This window comes from Leeia oryzae DSM 17879 (genome assembly GCF_000376945.1).
Classification (GTDB): domain Bacteria; phylum Pseudomonadota; class Gammaproteobacteria; order Burkholderiales; family Leeiaceae; genus Leeia; species Leeia oryzae.
In genome coordinates this window covers 791621-808361 of record NZ_AQXU01000025.1, presented here as the reverse complement: position 1 = coordinate 808361, position 16741 = coordinate 791621, and the positions used below count along the sequence as shown (strand labels likewise).

Annotated in this window: 11 protein-coding genes; 4 read left to right on the top strand and 7 right to left on the bottom strand. The window is 58.7% G+C overall.

The window, feature by feature from the left end:
• Positions 1 to 73: 73 nt before the first annotated feature.
• The 5 genes from F552_RS0117280 to F552_RS0117260 all read right to left on the bottom strand — a co-directional run bounded on the left by F552_RS0117280 (position 74) and on the right by F552_RS0117260 (position 6854).
• Positions 74 to 1033 (bottom strand): LysR family transcriptional regulator, encoded by a 960-nt coding sequence (locus tag F552_RS0117280; RefSeq protein WP_018153029.1) that lies wholly within the window; start codon positions 1031 to 1033, stop codon positions 74 to 76.
• A gap of 123 nt (positions 1034 to 1156) precedes the next feature.
• Positions 1157 to 2599 (bottom strand): M81 family metallopeptidase, encoded by a 1443-nt coding sequence (locus F552_RS19760; RefSeq protein ID WP_018153028.1) that lies wholly within the window; start codon positions 2597 to 2599, stop codon positions 1157 to 1159.
• Between the two features lie 218 nt (positions 2600 to 2817).
• Complete coding sequence (locus F552_RS0117270) at positions 2818 to 3990, bottom strand: iron-containing alcohol dehydrogenase (protein ID WP_018153027.1); 1173 nt, start codon at positions 3988 to 3990, stop codon at positions 2818 to 2820.
• Between the two features lie 19 nt (positions 3991 to 4009).
• The gene (locus tag F552_RS0117265; RefSeq protein ID WP_018153026.1) at positions 4010 to 5398 is read right to left on the bottom strand and encodes an aldehyde dehydrogenase family protein; all 1389 of its coding nucleotides are present in this window, start codon (positions 5396 to 5398) and stop codon (positions 4010 to 4012) included.
• A 73-nt stretch (positions 5399 to 5471) separates the two neighbouring features.
• Positions 5472 to 6854 carry a glutamine synthetase family protein gene (locus F552_RS0117260; protein WP_018153025.1) on the bottom strand — a complete coding sequence of 461 codons (1383 nt, stop codon included), beginning with the start codon at positions 6852 to 6854 and terminating at the stop codon, positions 5472 to 5474.
• Between the two features lie 795 nt (positions 6855 to 7649).
• Here F552_RS0117260 and F552_RS0117255 point away from each other — a divergent pair.
• From F552_RS0117255 to F552_RS0117240, 4 genes are all read left to right on the top strand, one after another.
• The gene (locus F552_RS0117255) at positions 7650 to 9071 is read left to right on the top strand and encodes an NAD(P)/FAD-dependent oxidoreductase (RefSeq protein ID WP_018153024.1); all 1422 of its coding nucleotides are present in this window, start codon (positions 7650 to 7652) and stop codon (positions 9069 to 9071) included.
• Positions 9068 to 10279: an NAD(P)/FAD-dependent oxidoreductase gene (locus F552_RS0117250; protein WP_018153023.1), complete on the top strand. Its 1212-nt coding sequence runs from the start codon at positions 9068 to 9070 to the stop codon at positions 10277 to 10279. The genes F552_RS0117255 and F552_RS0117250 overlap by 4 nt, the downstream gene beginning before the upstream one ends.
• 3 nt (positions 10280 to 10282) lie before the next feature.
• Positions 10283 to 11731 (top strand): FGGY family carbohydrate kinase, encoded by a 1449-nt coding sequence (locus F552_RS0117245; protein ID WP_018153022.1) that lies wholly within the window; start codon positions 10283 to 10285, stop codon positions 11729 to 11731.
• A 191-nt stretch (positions 11732 to 11922) separates the two neighbouring features.
• A complete protein-coding gene (locus F552_RS0117240; protein WP_018153021.1) occupies positions 11923 to 13473 on the top strand; it encodes an amino acid permease in 1551 nt (516 codons plus the stop codon).
• A 200-nt stretch (positions 13474 to 13673) separates the two neighbouring features.
• Here F552_RS0117240 and F552_RS19755 read toward each other — a convergent pair whose 3' ends face one another.
• The gene (locus F552_RS19755; protein ID WP_018153020.1) at positions 13674 to 15635 is read right to left on the bottom strand and encodes a putative bifunctional diguanylate cyclase/phosphodiesterase; all 1962 of its coding nucleotides are present in this window, start codon (positions 15633 to 15635) and stop codon (positions 13674 to 13676) included.
• Between the two features lie 287 nt (positions 15636 to 15922).
• A complete protein-coding gene (locus F552_RS19750; protein ID WP_018153019.1) occupies positions 15923 to 16741 on the bottom strand; it encodes a glycosyltransferase family protein in 819 nt (272 codons plus the stop codon).

Sequence of the window (16741 nt, the reverse complement as noted above, 5' to 3'; positions counted from 1 at the left end):
GGGTAGCAGTCACAAGTTTTAGACCTGTCTGCCCTGCATGTCAAGACGCGGGGCTCGCCGTCTGTCCGGTCGGTTATTCGCCCAGCGTGATGCCGCTGGCCAGCCAAGGCGCACTGCCTTGCAGGATCGGGAGGTAGCGGGTCTTGAGTATGCTGATGGTATCGCTGGCCAGTTGTTCCGGCAGGCTGCCAAGCTCAGAAGCCTGGGCGACCAGGGTCAGCTCGCGGAAGAACTGGCCTTCCTGCATCGGCATGCAGTCGACCTCGCCGCTGAGCAGCCCGGCTTGCAGCAGGCAGAGCGGGGTGGTGATGGCCCAGCCGGCGCCGGCCTTGACCATGGACAGGATGGCAAACGAGTTGTCCAGCTGCATGCGCTGGGGCGGGTTGATGTTCCAGGCGTTGAGCTGCTTTTCAATGCTGCGGCCGATGACGGTGCCGTTACTGTAACGGATGAAATCGGAACGGGTAGAGAGCTGCTGCAGGGAGACGGGCAAGGCGCTGCCTTCGCCCTTGGGCATCACCAGCACAAATGGCTCGCGGATCAGCCGGCGGCGGTAGAGTTCCGGGTGGCTGGCGATGGCGTCGTCCGAGATGATGATGTCTACCTTGCGAGACAGCAAGGCTTCGGCATGGGCGTGCGACTGGCCGGTGGTGAGCGACCACTGGGCCGTGCGCAGCTTGACCACATCCAGCAGTTCACGACCGACGCTGGTGGCCAGCGAATCGACCAGTGCGATACGCACATGCTTGAGCGGGGTTTGTTCTTTGCGGCGGAATTCCAGACTGACTTGCCGGGCGCGCGCCAGCAACTGGGCGCTTTGATCATAGAACTGGCGGCCAAGCGGTGTCAGCAGTGGCGGCCGGTGCGAGCGGTCCATCAGTTGCACCCGCAGGCTTTGTTCCAGGTTGGCCAGCCCTTGAGAAACAGACGACTGGGTCATGCCTAGCCGCTGGGCGGCGGCCGTCATGCCGCCGGATTCGACGATGGCGACAAAGACTTCCAGCAATTTCAGATCAAAACCGATATCAGACATAAATATTCCGGGGCAATGCGCCCGAACAATCCGTTAGAAGGACGAGAATACAAGAACGTCATGCGCGATGCAGGCGCCAGCATAGCACCTGCATCGCAAAAGCACGAGTGTCATGCCCGGTGATCAGGCAGGGGGACGGCTGGCATGGCGGTAGGTGAGCTGGTGCAGGTCGGCAATATTCGGGCCGCTGGCGGCTACCACCAGGATGTCCTGTGCCAGCGGGCCAAAGTCGGCCCGAAAATGGACGGAACTTTTGAGCACCAGCACTGCCTGCTCGGCCGGTTCGATGCCCAGGTGACGGAACATGGCCTGATCGGCCGCTTGCTGCTTGCGGCTGGATACCAGCACCGTTACGCCTTGCCTGCGCACCGCGGCCATCAGGCCCAGGTCCATGCGGCAGCCGGCGTAGAAGGGGCCGGTCCCGGTAAACTGGCCGTTGCCAAGATGTACCACGTCCCAGGTACCAAAGGTGCTGTCATCGCCGCACAGCGACATCGGTAACTGGCTGCCCAAGCCGGCGGCGTGTGCCTTGCGGGCAGTGGCAGGGTCGCACAGCAGGCCGACACAGCCGCCTACATGCTGTTTCAGCATGGCGGCGATCAGGTCGGTGGTGTTGCTGTCTGCGCCGCCGCCCGGGTTGTCCTGGGTATCGGCCAGTACAATGGGGTGGCCGGGTTTGCCCCGTTCTCCAGCCGCCTGAACCGCATCGGTTGCGGACCAGAGCTTGCCGGCAAACTGGTGCCGTGCCGCCAGCACGCGCTGGTGGAGTTGTTCTGCCAGCTGCTGGCTATGGGCTTCATCCGTACCGTACACCAGCACCGACGGCGCACACTCGGGGACATCGGCCAGCGGGAACCCGGGCGCAAACCGGACAATCGGGGTCTCGGCAGATTCCATGTCGTCGGCTGCCTGGATCAGCGATTTCATCGGGTCGGTCAGCGTGCACTGCCATGGCATCGGGATCAGGAACGGCAGCTGGCGGAAGGCCTTGTGCCAGCGTTCGCCGGCCAGCAGGCGTGGTACCAGTGCCGCCGCCCGTTCGCCGGAGTCGCTCATGTCGACATGCGGGTAGGTACGGTACACCACCAGTGCATCGGTATGGCTGACCATGGCCGGGGTAATATTGGCGTGGAAGTCGAGTGTGGCAATAATCGGGCACTGGTCGCCGATCTCGGCGCGAATCCGGCGCAACAGCTCGCCTTCGCCATCCTGCAGGTGCTCGGTGACCATGGCGCCATGCAGGTCCAGATACAGTACGTCCAGCGGGCCGGTCGTGGCCAGGCTGAGCAGCAGCATCCAGCAGATGGATTCGAACGCATCCTCAGTCACCGGGCCGCTCGGATTGGCGGAGGCCCAGACCAGCGGTACCAGTTCGTGGCCCTTGCCGGCCAGGGCATCGACAAATCCGGCAACCGGGATGTTGACGCCCTTGATCGCCTCAAACATGCCGTCGCCCCATTGCAGGCCTGGCCATGCGTCGGCCTCTGCAAAGGTGGTAAAACGTGCCCGACTGTCGGCAAAGGTATTGGTCTCGTGTAAAAAGCCGGCAATCCCGATTCGTGCCATGCGGTTCTCCTGCGCGTAGGCGGAAGTCGTGTGAAACAGGACGGCAGCCTGACTGCCGCCCTGTCGCTTTCCAGAATGTCTGTTTGCATCCTGTTTTATGATTTCCGTTCCCTGACGGGTAACGGAGGGTCTGTCTGGGGCCAGTCGCAACGGTCAGGTTGTCTGGCACGTTGCGCTCACCGGGTTTGCTACCCGGTTAACGCAACGCTGTGGCCGGGTTACAGCAGGCCGACCACCGCACGTTTGAAGATCTCGCTGTATTGCGCGGCGGTGAACGGGATCGGGTTGGTGCCGTGGGATGGATCTGCCACCGCCATCTCGCCCACTTTCTGTGCCTGTGCATCGTCGATACCAATGGCGGACAGCGCGTGCGGGATGCCGACTTCTTCACGCAAGGCCAGTACCCAGTTGAGGAAGGCCTCGAACGACGGGTTCGGCAGGTTCAGATAGCGGGCCAGCGCGGTAATGCGTTCTTCAATGACCGACTGGTTGGCCTTGAGCACGTACGGCATCAGGATGGCGTTCAGCATGCCGTGGTGCGCGTCATACAGTGCGCCCAGCGGGTGGGCCAGTGCGTGCATGGCGCCCAGACCGCGCTGGAAAGCGGTGGCGCCCATGGTGCTGGCGACCAGCATCTGCATGCGGGCTTCTACGTCCTGGCCGTTCTTGACCGCGCGCGGCAGGTATTCCTTGACCAGGCGCATCCCTTCCAGCGCCACGCCGGTGGCCATCGGGTGGTAGAACGGCGAGCAATAGGCTTCCAGATTGTGGCTGAGCGCATCCATGCCGGTGGCGGCAGTCAGCTTGGCCGGCAGGCCGGTGGTGACTTCCGGGTCCAGAATCACTACTGCTGGCACCATGCGTGCGTGGAAGATCAGCCGCTTGATGTGGGCGGTGTCGTCGGTAATCACCGAGACTCGGCCGACTTCGGAGCCGGTACCGGCGGTGGTCGGCACGGCAACCACCGGGGCCATGGCGTCTACATTCACGCGCAGGTAGTTGTCACCCACGTCTTCATAGTCCCACAGTTCGCCGGTCTGGCCGACCATCAGGGCGACCGCTTTGGCTGCATCCAGGCCGGAGCCGCCGCCAAAGGCGATCACGCCGTCGTGCTGGCCGGCCTTGAAGGCTGCCACACCGTCCATGACGTTCTGGCCAGTCGGGTTGCCTTTGATGTTGCTAAACACCGCACAGGCCAGGCCGGCAGCCTTGCAGCTGGCCACGGCATCGGTGACGACGGGCAGGTTGGCCAGTCCGGGGTCGGTAATCAGCAGCGGGTTTTTCATGCCCAGTGCCTTGCAATGGTCTGGCAATTCTTTGATGCGGCCAGCGCCGGCCTTGATCGCTGTCGGGTAATTCCAGTTGGCGCGGTATGCGTTCATGTCGGTCATCGGGGTATCTCCGCTTGATTTACAGTTTTTTCAGATGGAAGGATTTTGGTCGGGTCAGGTGTTCATACCCGACGGAAGACAGGGTCGCCCCGCGGCCGGTGTTCTTGACGCCGGTCCAGGCGAGCGCCGGGTCCAGATAGTCGCAGCGGTTCATGAACACGGTGCCGGTTTCCAGCTGGTCGCCAATCGCCAGCGCAGCGGCTTCGTCCTTGGTAAAGATAGAGGCGGTCAGGCCAAACGGACTGTCGTTCATCAGGCGGATGGCCTCGGCGTCGTCCTTGACCGGCATGATGCCGACCACCGGGCCGAAGCATTCGTCGTTCATGATGGCCATGCCATGATTCACGTTGACCAGAATCTGTGGCGCGACAAAGGCAGTCCCTGGCTGGTCAGCCGGGAACTCGCGGGAGTCGATCATCGCCTTGGCACCTTTGTCCAGCGCATCCTTGATGACAGCGCGGATATCATCGGCGGCCGAGGTGCGTACCACCGGGCCGAGCGTGGTGTCCGGGTCCATCGGGTCGCCCAGCTTGTACTGGCGGGTCAGCGCCACTGCTTTGGCGACAAAATCGTCGTACTGCGACTGATGCACGTAAATGCGCTGGATACCGCAGCAGCTTTGACCGGAGTTGAAGAAGCCGCCGTCCACCAGGGTGTCGACCGCGTGATCCAGATCGGCATCGGCACGCACATAGCCCGGGTCATTGCCGCCCAGTTCCAGACCGACACCGATAAAGCGGCCAGCCGCGGCCTGCTCGACGGCGGCCCCGCCGTTCACCGAGCCGGTAAAGCAGACGGCGTTGATTTCCGGTGCCTGGATCAGTCGCTGGGTGCCGGCATGGTCGGTATGTACAAACTGGAACAACCCGTCTGGCAGGCCGATGCCGCTAAAGGCTTCAACCATGCGCTCGGCGGCCAGCGGGGTTTGCGCAGAGTGTTTCAGGATGACGGCGTTACCGGCCATCAGTGCCGGTACCACGGCGTTCACTGCGGTCAGCAGCGGGTAGTTCCACGGGGCAATTACCAGTACCACCCCGACCGGCTCGCGGCGGATGAAACGGGTAAAGCCTTCAATGGCGGCAGGTACCACGTCGTGCAGCGCGTCGTGGGCGATCGAGATCATGTGTCTTGCGCGTGCCTCAAAACCCGCGACTTCACCGGGGGTGTAGCGGATCGGCCGGCCCATCTGGCGGGTCAGTTCCAGTGCGATCTCGTCTTTCTTGGCAACAAAATTGTCCACCCCCTTGCTGAGGATGCCGGCACGGTCGGCAATGGCGGTGGCTTTCCAGGCGGCTTGTGCCGCCTTGGCTTTTTCCAGCGCGTTGCGGATTGCCGCATCGCCATGGTAAGGGCGGCTGACAACCACGCTACCGTCTACAGGGCTGCGGGTAATGAGTTCTGCGGTCATAGGGGTCTCTCGTCAAAAAACAAATCAGTGATGTGATCAAATGGGTGTCACGTGTTTGCGTGACACCCGTCTATCAGATGATCTCGAAATAGCGCTGCAGTTCCCAGTCAGTCACGTGGCGACGGAACTCGCGCTCTTCCCATTCGCGGGTGGCAGCATAATGATCGACAAACGCATCGCCGAAGAGCGTACGGGCGGCCTCGCTGCCTTTCAGGCGCTGGGCGGCTTCCCACAGGGTATTCGGCAGTTTCAGGTGGTCCGGGAACGTCTGGGTATAGGCATTGCCAACCACCATCGGTTCCGGTTCCAGCTCGCGCTCTACCCCCAGCAGGCCTGCGCCCAGCGCGGCACCCAGGGCGATGTACGGGTTGGCATCGGCAGAACCGATACGGACTTCCATGCGTTGTGATTTGGCCGAGCCCGGGATCAGGCGCAGTGCCGTGGTACGGTTTTCCAGGCCCCAGGTGGCATCCAGCGGCGCCCAGTAACCGGGTACCAGACGCGAGTAGCTGTTGACGGTCTGGGCAAACATCGACATGAATTCCGGCAGGTATTTTTGCACCCCGGCCATGAAGTGGCGCTGGGTCTTGCTCATGTTGTATTTCTGGTCCGGGTCATAGAAGGCGGACTTGCCGGTCTGCTTGTCTTTCAGGGACAGGTGGATGTGGCCGCTTTGTCCCGGGAAGTTATGAGACCATTTGGCCATGAAGGTGGCCATCAGGTTATTCTGCTGCGCCAGTACCTTGGTAAAGGTCTTGAACAGGAAGGCCTTGTCGGCGGCAGCAGCAGCGCCATCTACACCCAGCGCAGCTTCCAGCACGCCCGGGCCGGTTTCGGTATGCAGGCCCTCAATGCCCATGTCCATGGCTTCGCAAAGCCCCAGCAACTGGTGGTAGAAGTCGTTTTCGACCGTGCTGCGCAGGACCGAGTAGCCAAAGTAGCCCGGTGTCCACGGGGTCAGGTTCTGGTAATTCTTTTCTCGTACGGATTCCGGGGTTTCCTTGAACATGAAGAATTCGTATTCCAGTGCGGCGCTGGCATCAAAGCCCAAGCCATCGGCGCGTTTCAGAATCCGGTGCAGCATGTTGCGCGGGCAGATATTGGCGGCGTCTTCGATGAATTCGCACAGGAAGAACAGCATGTCCTGACCGTTGACCTGTTCAAACGGCAGGTCCCGACAGGTCTCGGGCAGAATGCGTACCCAGGCATCCGGGTAGGCGGTATGCCAGCCGGTATATTGCACATTATCGTATAACTGGTCGTTCAGGTCCCAGCCCAGCACGACGTTGCAGAAGCCAAAGCCGGATGTCAGGGCAGAAATGAATTTGTCTTTGGATATGTATTTGCCGCGCATGATACCGTCGATATCGGATAAACCGACCTTGACGTGGGTCAGGCCACGGGCTTCGACTAGGGCAATGGCATCTTCAACTGTTTTTACGTCACGTGCTTGCATGGTTCTCTCTCTCCGATCAACGCCTAATTTCTGGGCTATCTATGCATTCAGGGCGACCCGGCTTTTTGCCGGTGTTTGCCTACCAAAATTCGTGCTGTGTTGAATCAAACCGGTAATACGACACTATGGACGGAATGGGTTCGTTGCTAATAGTGATCAAGTCGGATTCGCTGTGCAATTAGTATCGTTATGGCTAATGACGGATCATTACGGATTGTGATGAATCGGTTTCTGTCTCTTGAAACGCTGCTAAAGATCCGCGATAAAGTGGCCAAATTTTGGTGACATGCGAAGCTGCGCTTTTGGGGTGCTTAATTCAGATGGTATTCAGGCTGTATAGCCTGCCCGGAAATTCCAGGTTTTTATGCATTTGCAACAGGCTTGTATTTGCAAGTCCATGTTAATCATGGATTTTTTGACAGGTATTTCAACAGAAAACTGGCATTGGCATCGCCCGCTTTCTGAATGGATATTCGGACGTCCACGCCTGTATTTTTGTTTGCCAACGCTAACCGGGAAATAGCCAATTCGCGGTATTTAGATCGTTATCGGTTTTACCGAATTCAGCTATTCAAAATACAAGCTGGTTGAATATGCCCCTGTGTCACTACACTAGCGTCATTTGTCAGCGGTGCTTTTGTATGGTGTGCTGCGACAAATATGGACCGTCAGACAATTAAAATCGTTATGCCTAATGAATCAACATTAGTACAAATGATGATTGTTGTCGGCCATTTGCTTTAAACGCAAACTGCGCTCACAAGTCGTACTTGCTATCAGGGGAGATAGTCGGTAATGCAGGCTCACAGTCAGAATGCTCAACGTACAAAAGAAGCCTATGACGTCACGGTGATCGGTGGCGGCGTGGTCGGCTGTGCGGTGTTGCGTGCACTGGCCTGTGCCGGCCTGTCTGCCTGCCTGCTGGAAAAAGGCGGAGACATTCTCTCTGGTGCGTCCAAGGGCAATAGTGCCATCCTTCATACGGCCTTCGATGCGCCGGTGGGCAGCCTGGAATGGCAGTGCATGCAGGCGGGCTATCAGGAATACCTGCAGATCCATGAAGCCCTGAACCTGCCGCTGCTAAAGACCGGCGCCCTGCTGATTGCCTGGTCAGACGAAGAAGCACAGAAACTCCCGGATATCCTCCACAAAGCCCACCAGAACCGTGTCACCGATGTCGCGCCTGTTCCGCTTGAGCAACTGCACGCGCAGGAGCCGCATCTGGCCGCGCATGCCAAGGCGGCCCTGCATGTGCCGGGCGAATACCTGATTGATCCATGGTCAGCGCCGCTGGCCTATACGCTGCAAGCCATCGCCCACGGTGCAGAGGTGATGCGCCGCGCCGAGGTGTTATCCGGCGAACGGGTAGACGGCCACTGGCACTTGCAAACCTCGCAAGGGATGGTCAGAACCCGGCTGGTGGTGAATTGCGCCGGCAATTACGGTGATCTGGTCGAGGCCATCTGCCGGCCCAGTCCGTTTGCCATTACCCCGCGCAAAGGCCAGTTTGTGGTCTATGACAAAACCGCCTCGCGCCTGGCCAGTCATATTTTGCTGCCCGTGCCGAACGACCGTACCAAAGGGGTGGTGATTACCCGTACCATCTTCGGCAACCTGCTGGTAGGCCCCACGGCCGAAGACCAGCAAGACCGGACGACGGCGGCCATCGACGAAGCAGCCTTGCAATCCTTGCATCAGGCGGGCGTGCGCATGCTGCCGGCGCTGGCGCAAGAGCCTGTTACCGCTACCTATGCCGGCTTGCGCCCCGCCAGCCAGTTCAAGGATTACCAGATTGAAGCGTTACCCACGGAACACTGGATTACCGTGGGCGGCATCCGTTCTACCGGCCTGACGGCATCGTTGGGGATTGGCCAGCATGTCTTGGGGCTGGTGAACCAGCATTTCCAGGCCACCGGCGAGACGCGCCCGACACACTGGCCGCACATGCCGGTGCTGAGTGACTACCACCCGCGTGATTTCCAGTGCAAAGGGAGCGGACCACTGGTGTGCCATTGCGAGTCGGTGACCCGGCGCGAGATTGAAGCCGCGCTGGAAGGGCCGTTGCCAGCCGGTGATCTGGGTGGGCTCAAACGTCGTACCCGGGCCGGCATGGGGCGTTGCCAGGGATTTTATTGTCAGGCCAATGTGGTCGAGATGGCCACGCAGGCCGGGCTTCGGGTGGATGGCATCGATGCTATGCCGGGAGGCAATGCATGACCGGCCCTGTCGTCATTATCGGCGCAGGACCGGCAGGCCTGAGCGCGGCCTGGACCCTGCAGCAGCAAGGGCTCAAGAACGTCATTGTTCTGGAACGCGAAGCAGAAGCCGGTGGCTTGCCCCGCCACTGCGGTCATGTCGGATTTGGCGTCTTCGATTTTCACCGTGTCTGGCGCGGCCCCGAGTATGCCCGCCAGCTCAGGGAAAGGCTGGCACCCGGCACCATACGCTGCGGCACGTCTGTGCTGGCCCTCAAACCCGGGGGCGAACTGAGCATTCGGGATGCCGAGGGGGTACATGCATTGCAGGCTAGCCAGGTGTTGCTCACCACCGGCACCCGGGAAACCCCGCGCAGTGCCCGCATGGTTAGCGGGACCCGGCCTTTCGGGGTCATGAATACCGGCAGCCTGCAGCGGTATGCCTATGAAACCGGGCAGCGTCCCTTCCAGCATCCGGTGGTTGTCGGTAGCGAATGGGTGGCTTTTTCCAGCCTGCTGACCCTGCGGCACCTGGGGGTGCGTCCGCTGGCGCTGGTGGAAGCCGGCGATGAAGTCCTGGCCCCTGGCCCCGCGGCGCTGATCAGTGATACGGTATTTGGTGTGCCGGTGCACACCCAGACCCGCTTGCAGTCCATTCATGGCGAGGAACGCGTGGAAGGCGTCACCCTGTTACAACATGGTGAAGAAATTTTTCTGCCATGCGATGGCGTGATCCTGAGCGGGCAGTTTGTGCCGGAAGCTAGTCTGGTCCGGCAAAGCCACCTGCAACTGGATGCGGGTACCGGCGGCCCCGCCATCGACAGTTTCTGGCGTTGTAGCGATCCCAGCTATTTTGCGGCCGGCAATGTCTTGCGTCCGGTGGAGCATAGCGGGGTAGCCGCTGCCGAAGGCGTGGCCGCTGCCCGCGCCATGTTGCAAGCCCGCGACGGTGTGTTGCCCGCGGCAGATGCCGCTATTCCCGTGACGGTCAGCGCCCCGCTGGCGTATCTGTATCCGCAACGTCTGTACGCGCAAAAACCGCTTCATCACAAGCTGCTGCTGCGTGCCCGGGTATCACAACGGACGGAAGGCACCCTGCGCTGGCTGGCCGACGGCGTCACCCTCGGCCGGCAACGGTTATCGGCCCGGCCGTGCCGGCGGGTCCAGCTGCACTGGCCGGCGGGCGACTGGCAAGGTGCCCGGCAACTCGAACTGCGGATGGAGCCTTAAGCCATGACGACCATTCTCGCCATTGACCAAGGCACCACCCTTACCAAAGCTTATCTGCTGGACGACCAGGGACAGTTTACCGAGGTCGGCCGGCTGGCTCACGAGACCTTTCACCCGCACGATGGCTGGGTCGAGCAGGATGCCGAAGCACTGCTGGGCAACATGATCACGCTGATCCGCAAGGCCGGCAAGTTTGATGCCCTGGCCATTGCCCATCAGGGGGAAACCGTGGTGGCGTCAGACGCCATTACCGGCCTGCCCCTCTATAACGCCATCGTCTGGCAAGACCAGCGAACCCAGCCCTGGCTGGATGCGCAACGCCTGCAAGGGCTGGAACAAGACACGCTGCAACGGGCCGGTTTGCCGCTGGATGCGTATTTTTCGGCCAGCAAACTGCGCTGGCTGCTGCAGGAGGTGCCCGCTGCAGCCAAAGCCTACGCAGAAGGACGTCTGCGCCTGTCTACCAGCGACGCATTTTTTGTCTCACGCCTTACCGGCCAGTACCTGACCGATACCAGCAGCGCTTCGCGCACCAGCCTGGCCAATCTACGCTCGGCTGACTGGGACGAACTGCTCTGCGAACGCTTTGGCGTACCTTTCAGTACGCTGCCCAATATCGTGCCGACCACCCATGGCTTTGGCACTTTGCATATCGGTTGCGAGTCCGATGGTGCACCGCTGGTGGTAGACGTAGTTGACCAGCAGGCAGCCCTGTATGGCCATGGCTGCCGCCACGCCGGTGACCTGAAAATCACGTTTGGCACCGGCGCCTTTGCCCTGGCAATCACCGGCACCCAACCGCATCTGCATGCTGGCGACGGCCTGTTGCCCACACTGGCCTGGACCCTGACCGATGCAGCGGGCAACCCGCATACCCAGTATGCCATTGACGGCGGCATGTACACCGCAGGCGCGGCCATCGAGTGGCTGAAGTCGCTGGGGCTGTTTTCCGATTACGACGAGTTATCCCGTTATGAAGGCCCGACCGCACTGGAAACCGGGCTGGTTTTTGTTCCCGCCCTGGCAGGCTTGGCCTGCCCGCACTGGGACCGCCAGGCTGCCGGCCAGTGGATCGGGTTGCGCCAAGGTACTACCCGCGAGGCCTTGTGCCGCGCAGTGGTAGAAGGCATTGCGCTCAGGGCGGCAGAAATCGTCGATACGCTGACTGCCGCCAGTCCGGCGAGCGGCATGCTGTCGGTGGATGGCGGCATTACCCGTAACCCGTATTTCTGCCAGTTTTTTGCCGATGTGTTGCAACGGCCGGTGGCGGTACAACAAAGTGGTGACCTCACCAGTCTGGGTACTGCGCAGCTTGGCATGCTGGCGTTCACTGGTCAGCCGCTATCCATGGCCCTGCAGGCACCCACGGTGTACCAGCCGGGCGCGGCAGGGGTAAATCGGCACCTGTTTACAAAAGCCCTGGACCAGTGCCGGGGATGGTTTTCCAACTAGGGGAGTATCACACGCATGAAAGGAGGCTTGGTTTACCGCTTAATACCTGTTCACCCCGCATAAATAAGGCCGTGGTTTCATGAGCACTTGCAGCACGGGTAAACGCGTATCCGACGCTGGCTTTCCTCGCCAGACGTCACTTTTAGCCGTAACGATCCATGATGTATTAATTCAAGATAAAGAGGGTAGAGATGAGTCAAGATCAGCACACCGGTACGCATGTACCAGATGACGATGAAAAACTCTTGCACAGCATGGGCTACGCCCAGGAGCTGGCAAGACGCATGAGTGGTTTCTCCAACTTTGCGATTTCATTCTCGATTATTTGTATTCTTGCAGGCGGTATTACGGCATTTGCAGGCGGCCTGAGCGCCGGCGGCGGTGCTTCCATCGGCATTGGTTGGCCAATTGGCGCGTTGTTCGCGCTGGTAGTGGCGGCGGCCATGTCACAAATCGCATCCAGCTACCCAACGGCTGGCGGCTTGTATCACTGGGGTTCCATCCTGGGCGGTAAAGGGTTTGGCTGGGCAACGGCCTGGTTTAACCTGCTGGGCCTGATCTTCGTGATCGCCTCGGTCAACTTCGGGGTGTACGATCCGTTCTTCAAAACCCTGATCGCCCCGCTGCTGGGCATTGATCCGGCCTCACTGACCTGGACCCACCAGACGCTGTTCATTGCAGCACTGACCATTAGCCAGGCTTACCTGAACCATATGGGGATCAAGCTCACCAGCAAGCTGACCGACATTTCCGGTTACCTGATCTTCGTGGTGGCAACCGTTCTGACCGTGAGCCTGTGGATCTACTCACCCACCAAGTTTGACTTCTCCCGCCTGGTGACCTTCACCAACTTTACCGGCGCAGAAGGCAGCTGGTGGCCAAAATCCGACAGCATGATCATGGTGTTCATGTCTGGCCTGTTGCTGACCGTATACACCATCACCGGTTTTGATGCGTCAGCCCACACCTCGGAAGAAACCCACAACGCCACTGAAAACGTGCCTAAAGGCATCATGCGCGCCGTGTTCTACTCTGCCGTGTTCGGTTATGTCATGATCGCCACTTTCGTTCTGGTGATGCCAGACCTGAAAGAAGGCGTGAAACAAGGCATGGGCTTCTTTGATGCACTGTTGAATCCGCTGCCACATGGCCTGAAAGTTGCACTGGGCATTGGCATTTTTGTGTCCAACTACCTGTGCGCGCTGGCCGGCATGACCTCTACCTCACGCATGATGTATGCGTTTGCCCGTGATGGCGGCTTGCCGTTCTCGCACCAGCTAAAGCAGGTTAATCACACACATCGTACCCCAGGCTTGTCCATCTGGGTGTGTGCGACCCTGTCTTTCCTGGCCACCCTGTACGGCGATGCGTTTGTGGTGCTGTCTACCGGTTGTGCCGTGTTCCTGTACATCTCTTACGTCATGCCTGTTGCAGCCGGCATTTTTGCCGAAGGCAAAACCTGGACCAAAAAAGGCCCGTTCGACCTGGGTACCTGGTCCAAGCCGATTGCCGTGCTGGCTACCATCGGCGGTTCCCTGCTGGTGTACGTCGGTGTCCAGCCGCCAAACGACAAAGTGTTGTACCTGACACTGGGTCTGGCCGCCGTGATGCTGGTGTTCTGGTGGGTACTGGGCGAGCGTAACCGCTTCCAGGGACCTCCACTGGGTGACCGTATCCAGAAACGCCAGGACCGCATCCACAAAATCGAAGATTCATTCGAAGATGCAGAGGCTGACGCATAACATGTCATGCCTGCCCCCGGGTCTCTGACACCGGGGATGCACGTACAAAAGCCCCGATCATGTCCGCATGATCGGGGCTTTTGTCTGGAGTTATGGTTTCATTCTGTGTCTGCTGCAAGGCAGGATGCGGCAGGTCCTAGGCCGCCCGGAGTATGTGCAGACGCTCGCCGTATCGTCTGCTAACGACGTTCTTTACATGTTTACTTGTTGGCGTACAGGGTCAGCAATTGCAAGGCCTGAGCCGCAGGCAGCGGTCTGGAGAAGTAATAACCTTGCAGGATGTCACAACCCATTTTGCCCAGAATCTCGGCCTGCAATTCGGTCTCCACCCCTTCTGCCACTGTTTGTAGCCCCAGGCTTTTGGCCATGTGGATGGTCGTCACGCAAATCACATTGCTCTGGTTGCCTTCCGTCAGGTCCTTGACGAAGGTACGGTCAATCTTGATCACGTCTACCGGTAGCTGGTTCACGTACCCCAAAGACGAATAACCGGTACCAAAATCATCCACCGCCAGCTTGATGCCAATCTCTTTCAGCAACCCAAGCTGACGAATGCATTTTTCCGGTTCCGACATCACGGCAGATTCGGTGATCTCCAGTTCGATCTGCCCGGGTGTCAGACGATATTTCTCGATGACCTGGGCGACCTCGGTGGTGAAGTGTTCCTGCATCAGCTGCTGGACGGCCATGTTGATCGCCATCCGTATTTCCGGAAATCCTGCCTCATGAAACTCCACCAGTTTTCTGCATGCTTCCTCAATGACCCACTTGCCAATCGGAATGATCAGGTTCATTTCCTCGGCCACCGGAATAAAGCGGTTCGGCGCAATCAGGCCATCGTCGGGACTGTTCCAGCGGATCAGTGCTTCAAAGCAGTCAATCTGGCGAGTAACCGCATTCACCTGGGGCTGGAAATACAGTTCAAACTCGCCCGCCAGCAAGGCGTGCCGCAACTTGTTGCCAATCCTCAGTCGTTCGTTAATGGCCTCATGAAAATCATCATGATAGAGCTCGATCCGGCTATGGCTGGATTTCTTGGCCTCACGGATGGCCAGATCGGCTGCCGTCAGCAGATCAACCGACCGCTCCTGCGAATGACGGGCGATACCGATGCTGAACGTCACATTGACCGGGTGCCCCTGGACTTCATAGGGCTTGCTGAGAAAGCTTTGCAGGCTTTCGGTATAAGACAGAATGCCGAAGGGCAATTCGATATCATTCTTCAGTATCACAAATTCATCGCCACCCAGGCGCGCAGCAAAGTCCCCGGATTGGATTACCTCGGTCAGCCGGGCCGCAATCTGCTTTAGCAGTTCGTTACCGGTGGCATGGCCCAGCGTGTCATTAATCACATCAAACCGGTCTACATTCAGTAACAGCAGATATTCATAAGGTGTGTCCACCAGACTGGCGGCATTGACCCGGTCCAGCTCGTTCATGGTCGCGGTACGGTTGGGCAGGCCGGTCAGCAGGTCATGCTTTAGCATGTATTCCATGTGGTTCAGGGCTTCATAGAAATCCCGGCTGACCATCACCGACATCAGGATATTGAATGCCAGAATGCCATAGCCACCCACGTAGATAAAATCAACCCGGTTCGTTTCAAGCAGGCCAGACAGAAAAACCGCTGTCAGCAGTATCAGGTAGCCGCAACCAAACAAGGCGGCCGTCAGCCTTTGTCCATTTTTGAGCAGCTGGTGGGTGCAGTAAAAACCCCAGGCATATACCACCACGTAGGCCAGCCTGACGATATTGCTGATTCTGGAGGAGGTGCCGCGAAGCTGGTTTAACTGCTCCCCCCACGGAAAATGCATCGGGGTGATGTCGGGCTGACTGGCGAAGCGGATGCCATATGGCATGAGAAAGTTGATCAGGATGAACACCGAGAAGATACTGCCCAGCGCAATGACCAGTTCTTTGGCGTATCGTTGTCGCGAGTACACCGCCGTAAAGGAAAAGACCAGCACAATGGCAACAAAGGCAGCCGTATTTTGGCCACTTTGCCACAGCAGCATGTCGTGGAGGTTGTCTGAATTGTGAAAATTGGCAATGCAAATCTGCAGGGCCATGGTCGCCAGGCACAGCAGGAAATAGATTCCATAGGGCTGACGGTGCTGCCGGATCATTTTCCCCAGAATCACCGCTTGCAATGCGCCGGCCATGGAAATGCCTGCCGAGGCATAACACAGAAAAATGAGGAACCCAGGGTGCGTGCTATTCGGCATAAGTGACCACGATGAGAAAAGGTTGAACCTGGTTAATCAAGTGGCGGCTTACATCTCTGTACGAATCAGACATCCCGTCGGATGACCTTATGATTATAGTAATAAGCAGGGCGGCGAGATGGATAATTTAAATGGTTTATTGTTTTGTGTAAATAAACAAATGAATCACCGGTTTGTCTGGTGACACACCGGCCGTCAGTGGCCATGCCAATGCAAACATCCGGCTAAATGGCAGGTTTCACAAACCGCTGTTGCCACCAGCGACGATAGAAAGGCTGCGCATGATGGTCACGGGGATAATGCTTCCACCATAAGCGTTTGCTAGCTTTCTGCCAGGGCCACCAGCGATGTCTGAGTACGTTGGTGGCTTTGCGATGCAGCAGGTCCCATGTGGCTTTTAATTTGGCATCCGACCATGAATATTGGCCTCCCCAGCCCATGGCCAGATCCTGTGGACGCTGTCGGGTCAGATATTGCTTGTGACGCTCGCACAAGCGGTCAAAGTCGATGTGCTTGAAGTGCAATAATTTGAGTTCGTCTTTGGCGGGTAACAGCACATGCCCTGTCGGGGCAGCCGTATGACGACCGGGTTCATAGCCGGTGGTTTCGATCAGATTCGGCGAGAAGATATTCAGCTTGCTGTAAAATGGTGACGGAACACCACGCACCAGCAGGTCACATAATCGGCCGTCCGTATCTGGAAATGCATCCGCAATCATCTCGTAGCCCAGTGCTGGAATCATGCTGACGCCAGCCTTTACCATGCGCCGTAGATAATTATGGATATCCGGATGGTACAAGTGCTCATCAATATCCGTCACGATGACCCAGTCCGCCTTGCCCCGGCTGGCATGCCAGCAGCTATCCTGCAAAATGCGTCCAGATTCGATACGTGACTCAGGGCAGGCATAACTTGGCATGGGGAGCAGGGTCACTTTGGGGTGCGCGTGCAACAACGCCAGTGACTGATCCGTTGAGCCGTCATCATAGATAAAATATTGGTCGACCAGCGGATCATAGTGCCGGAAAAACCATGGCAACAT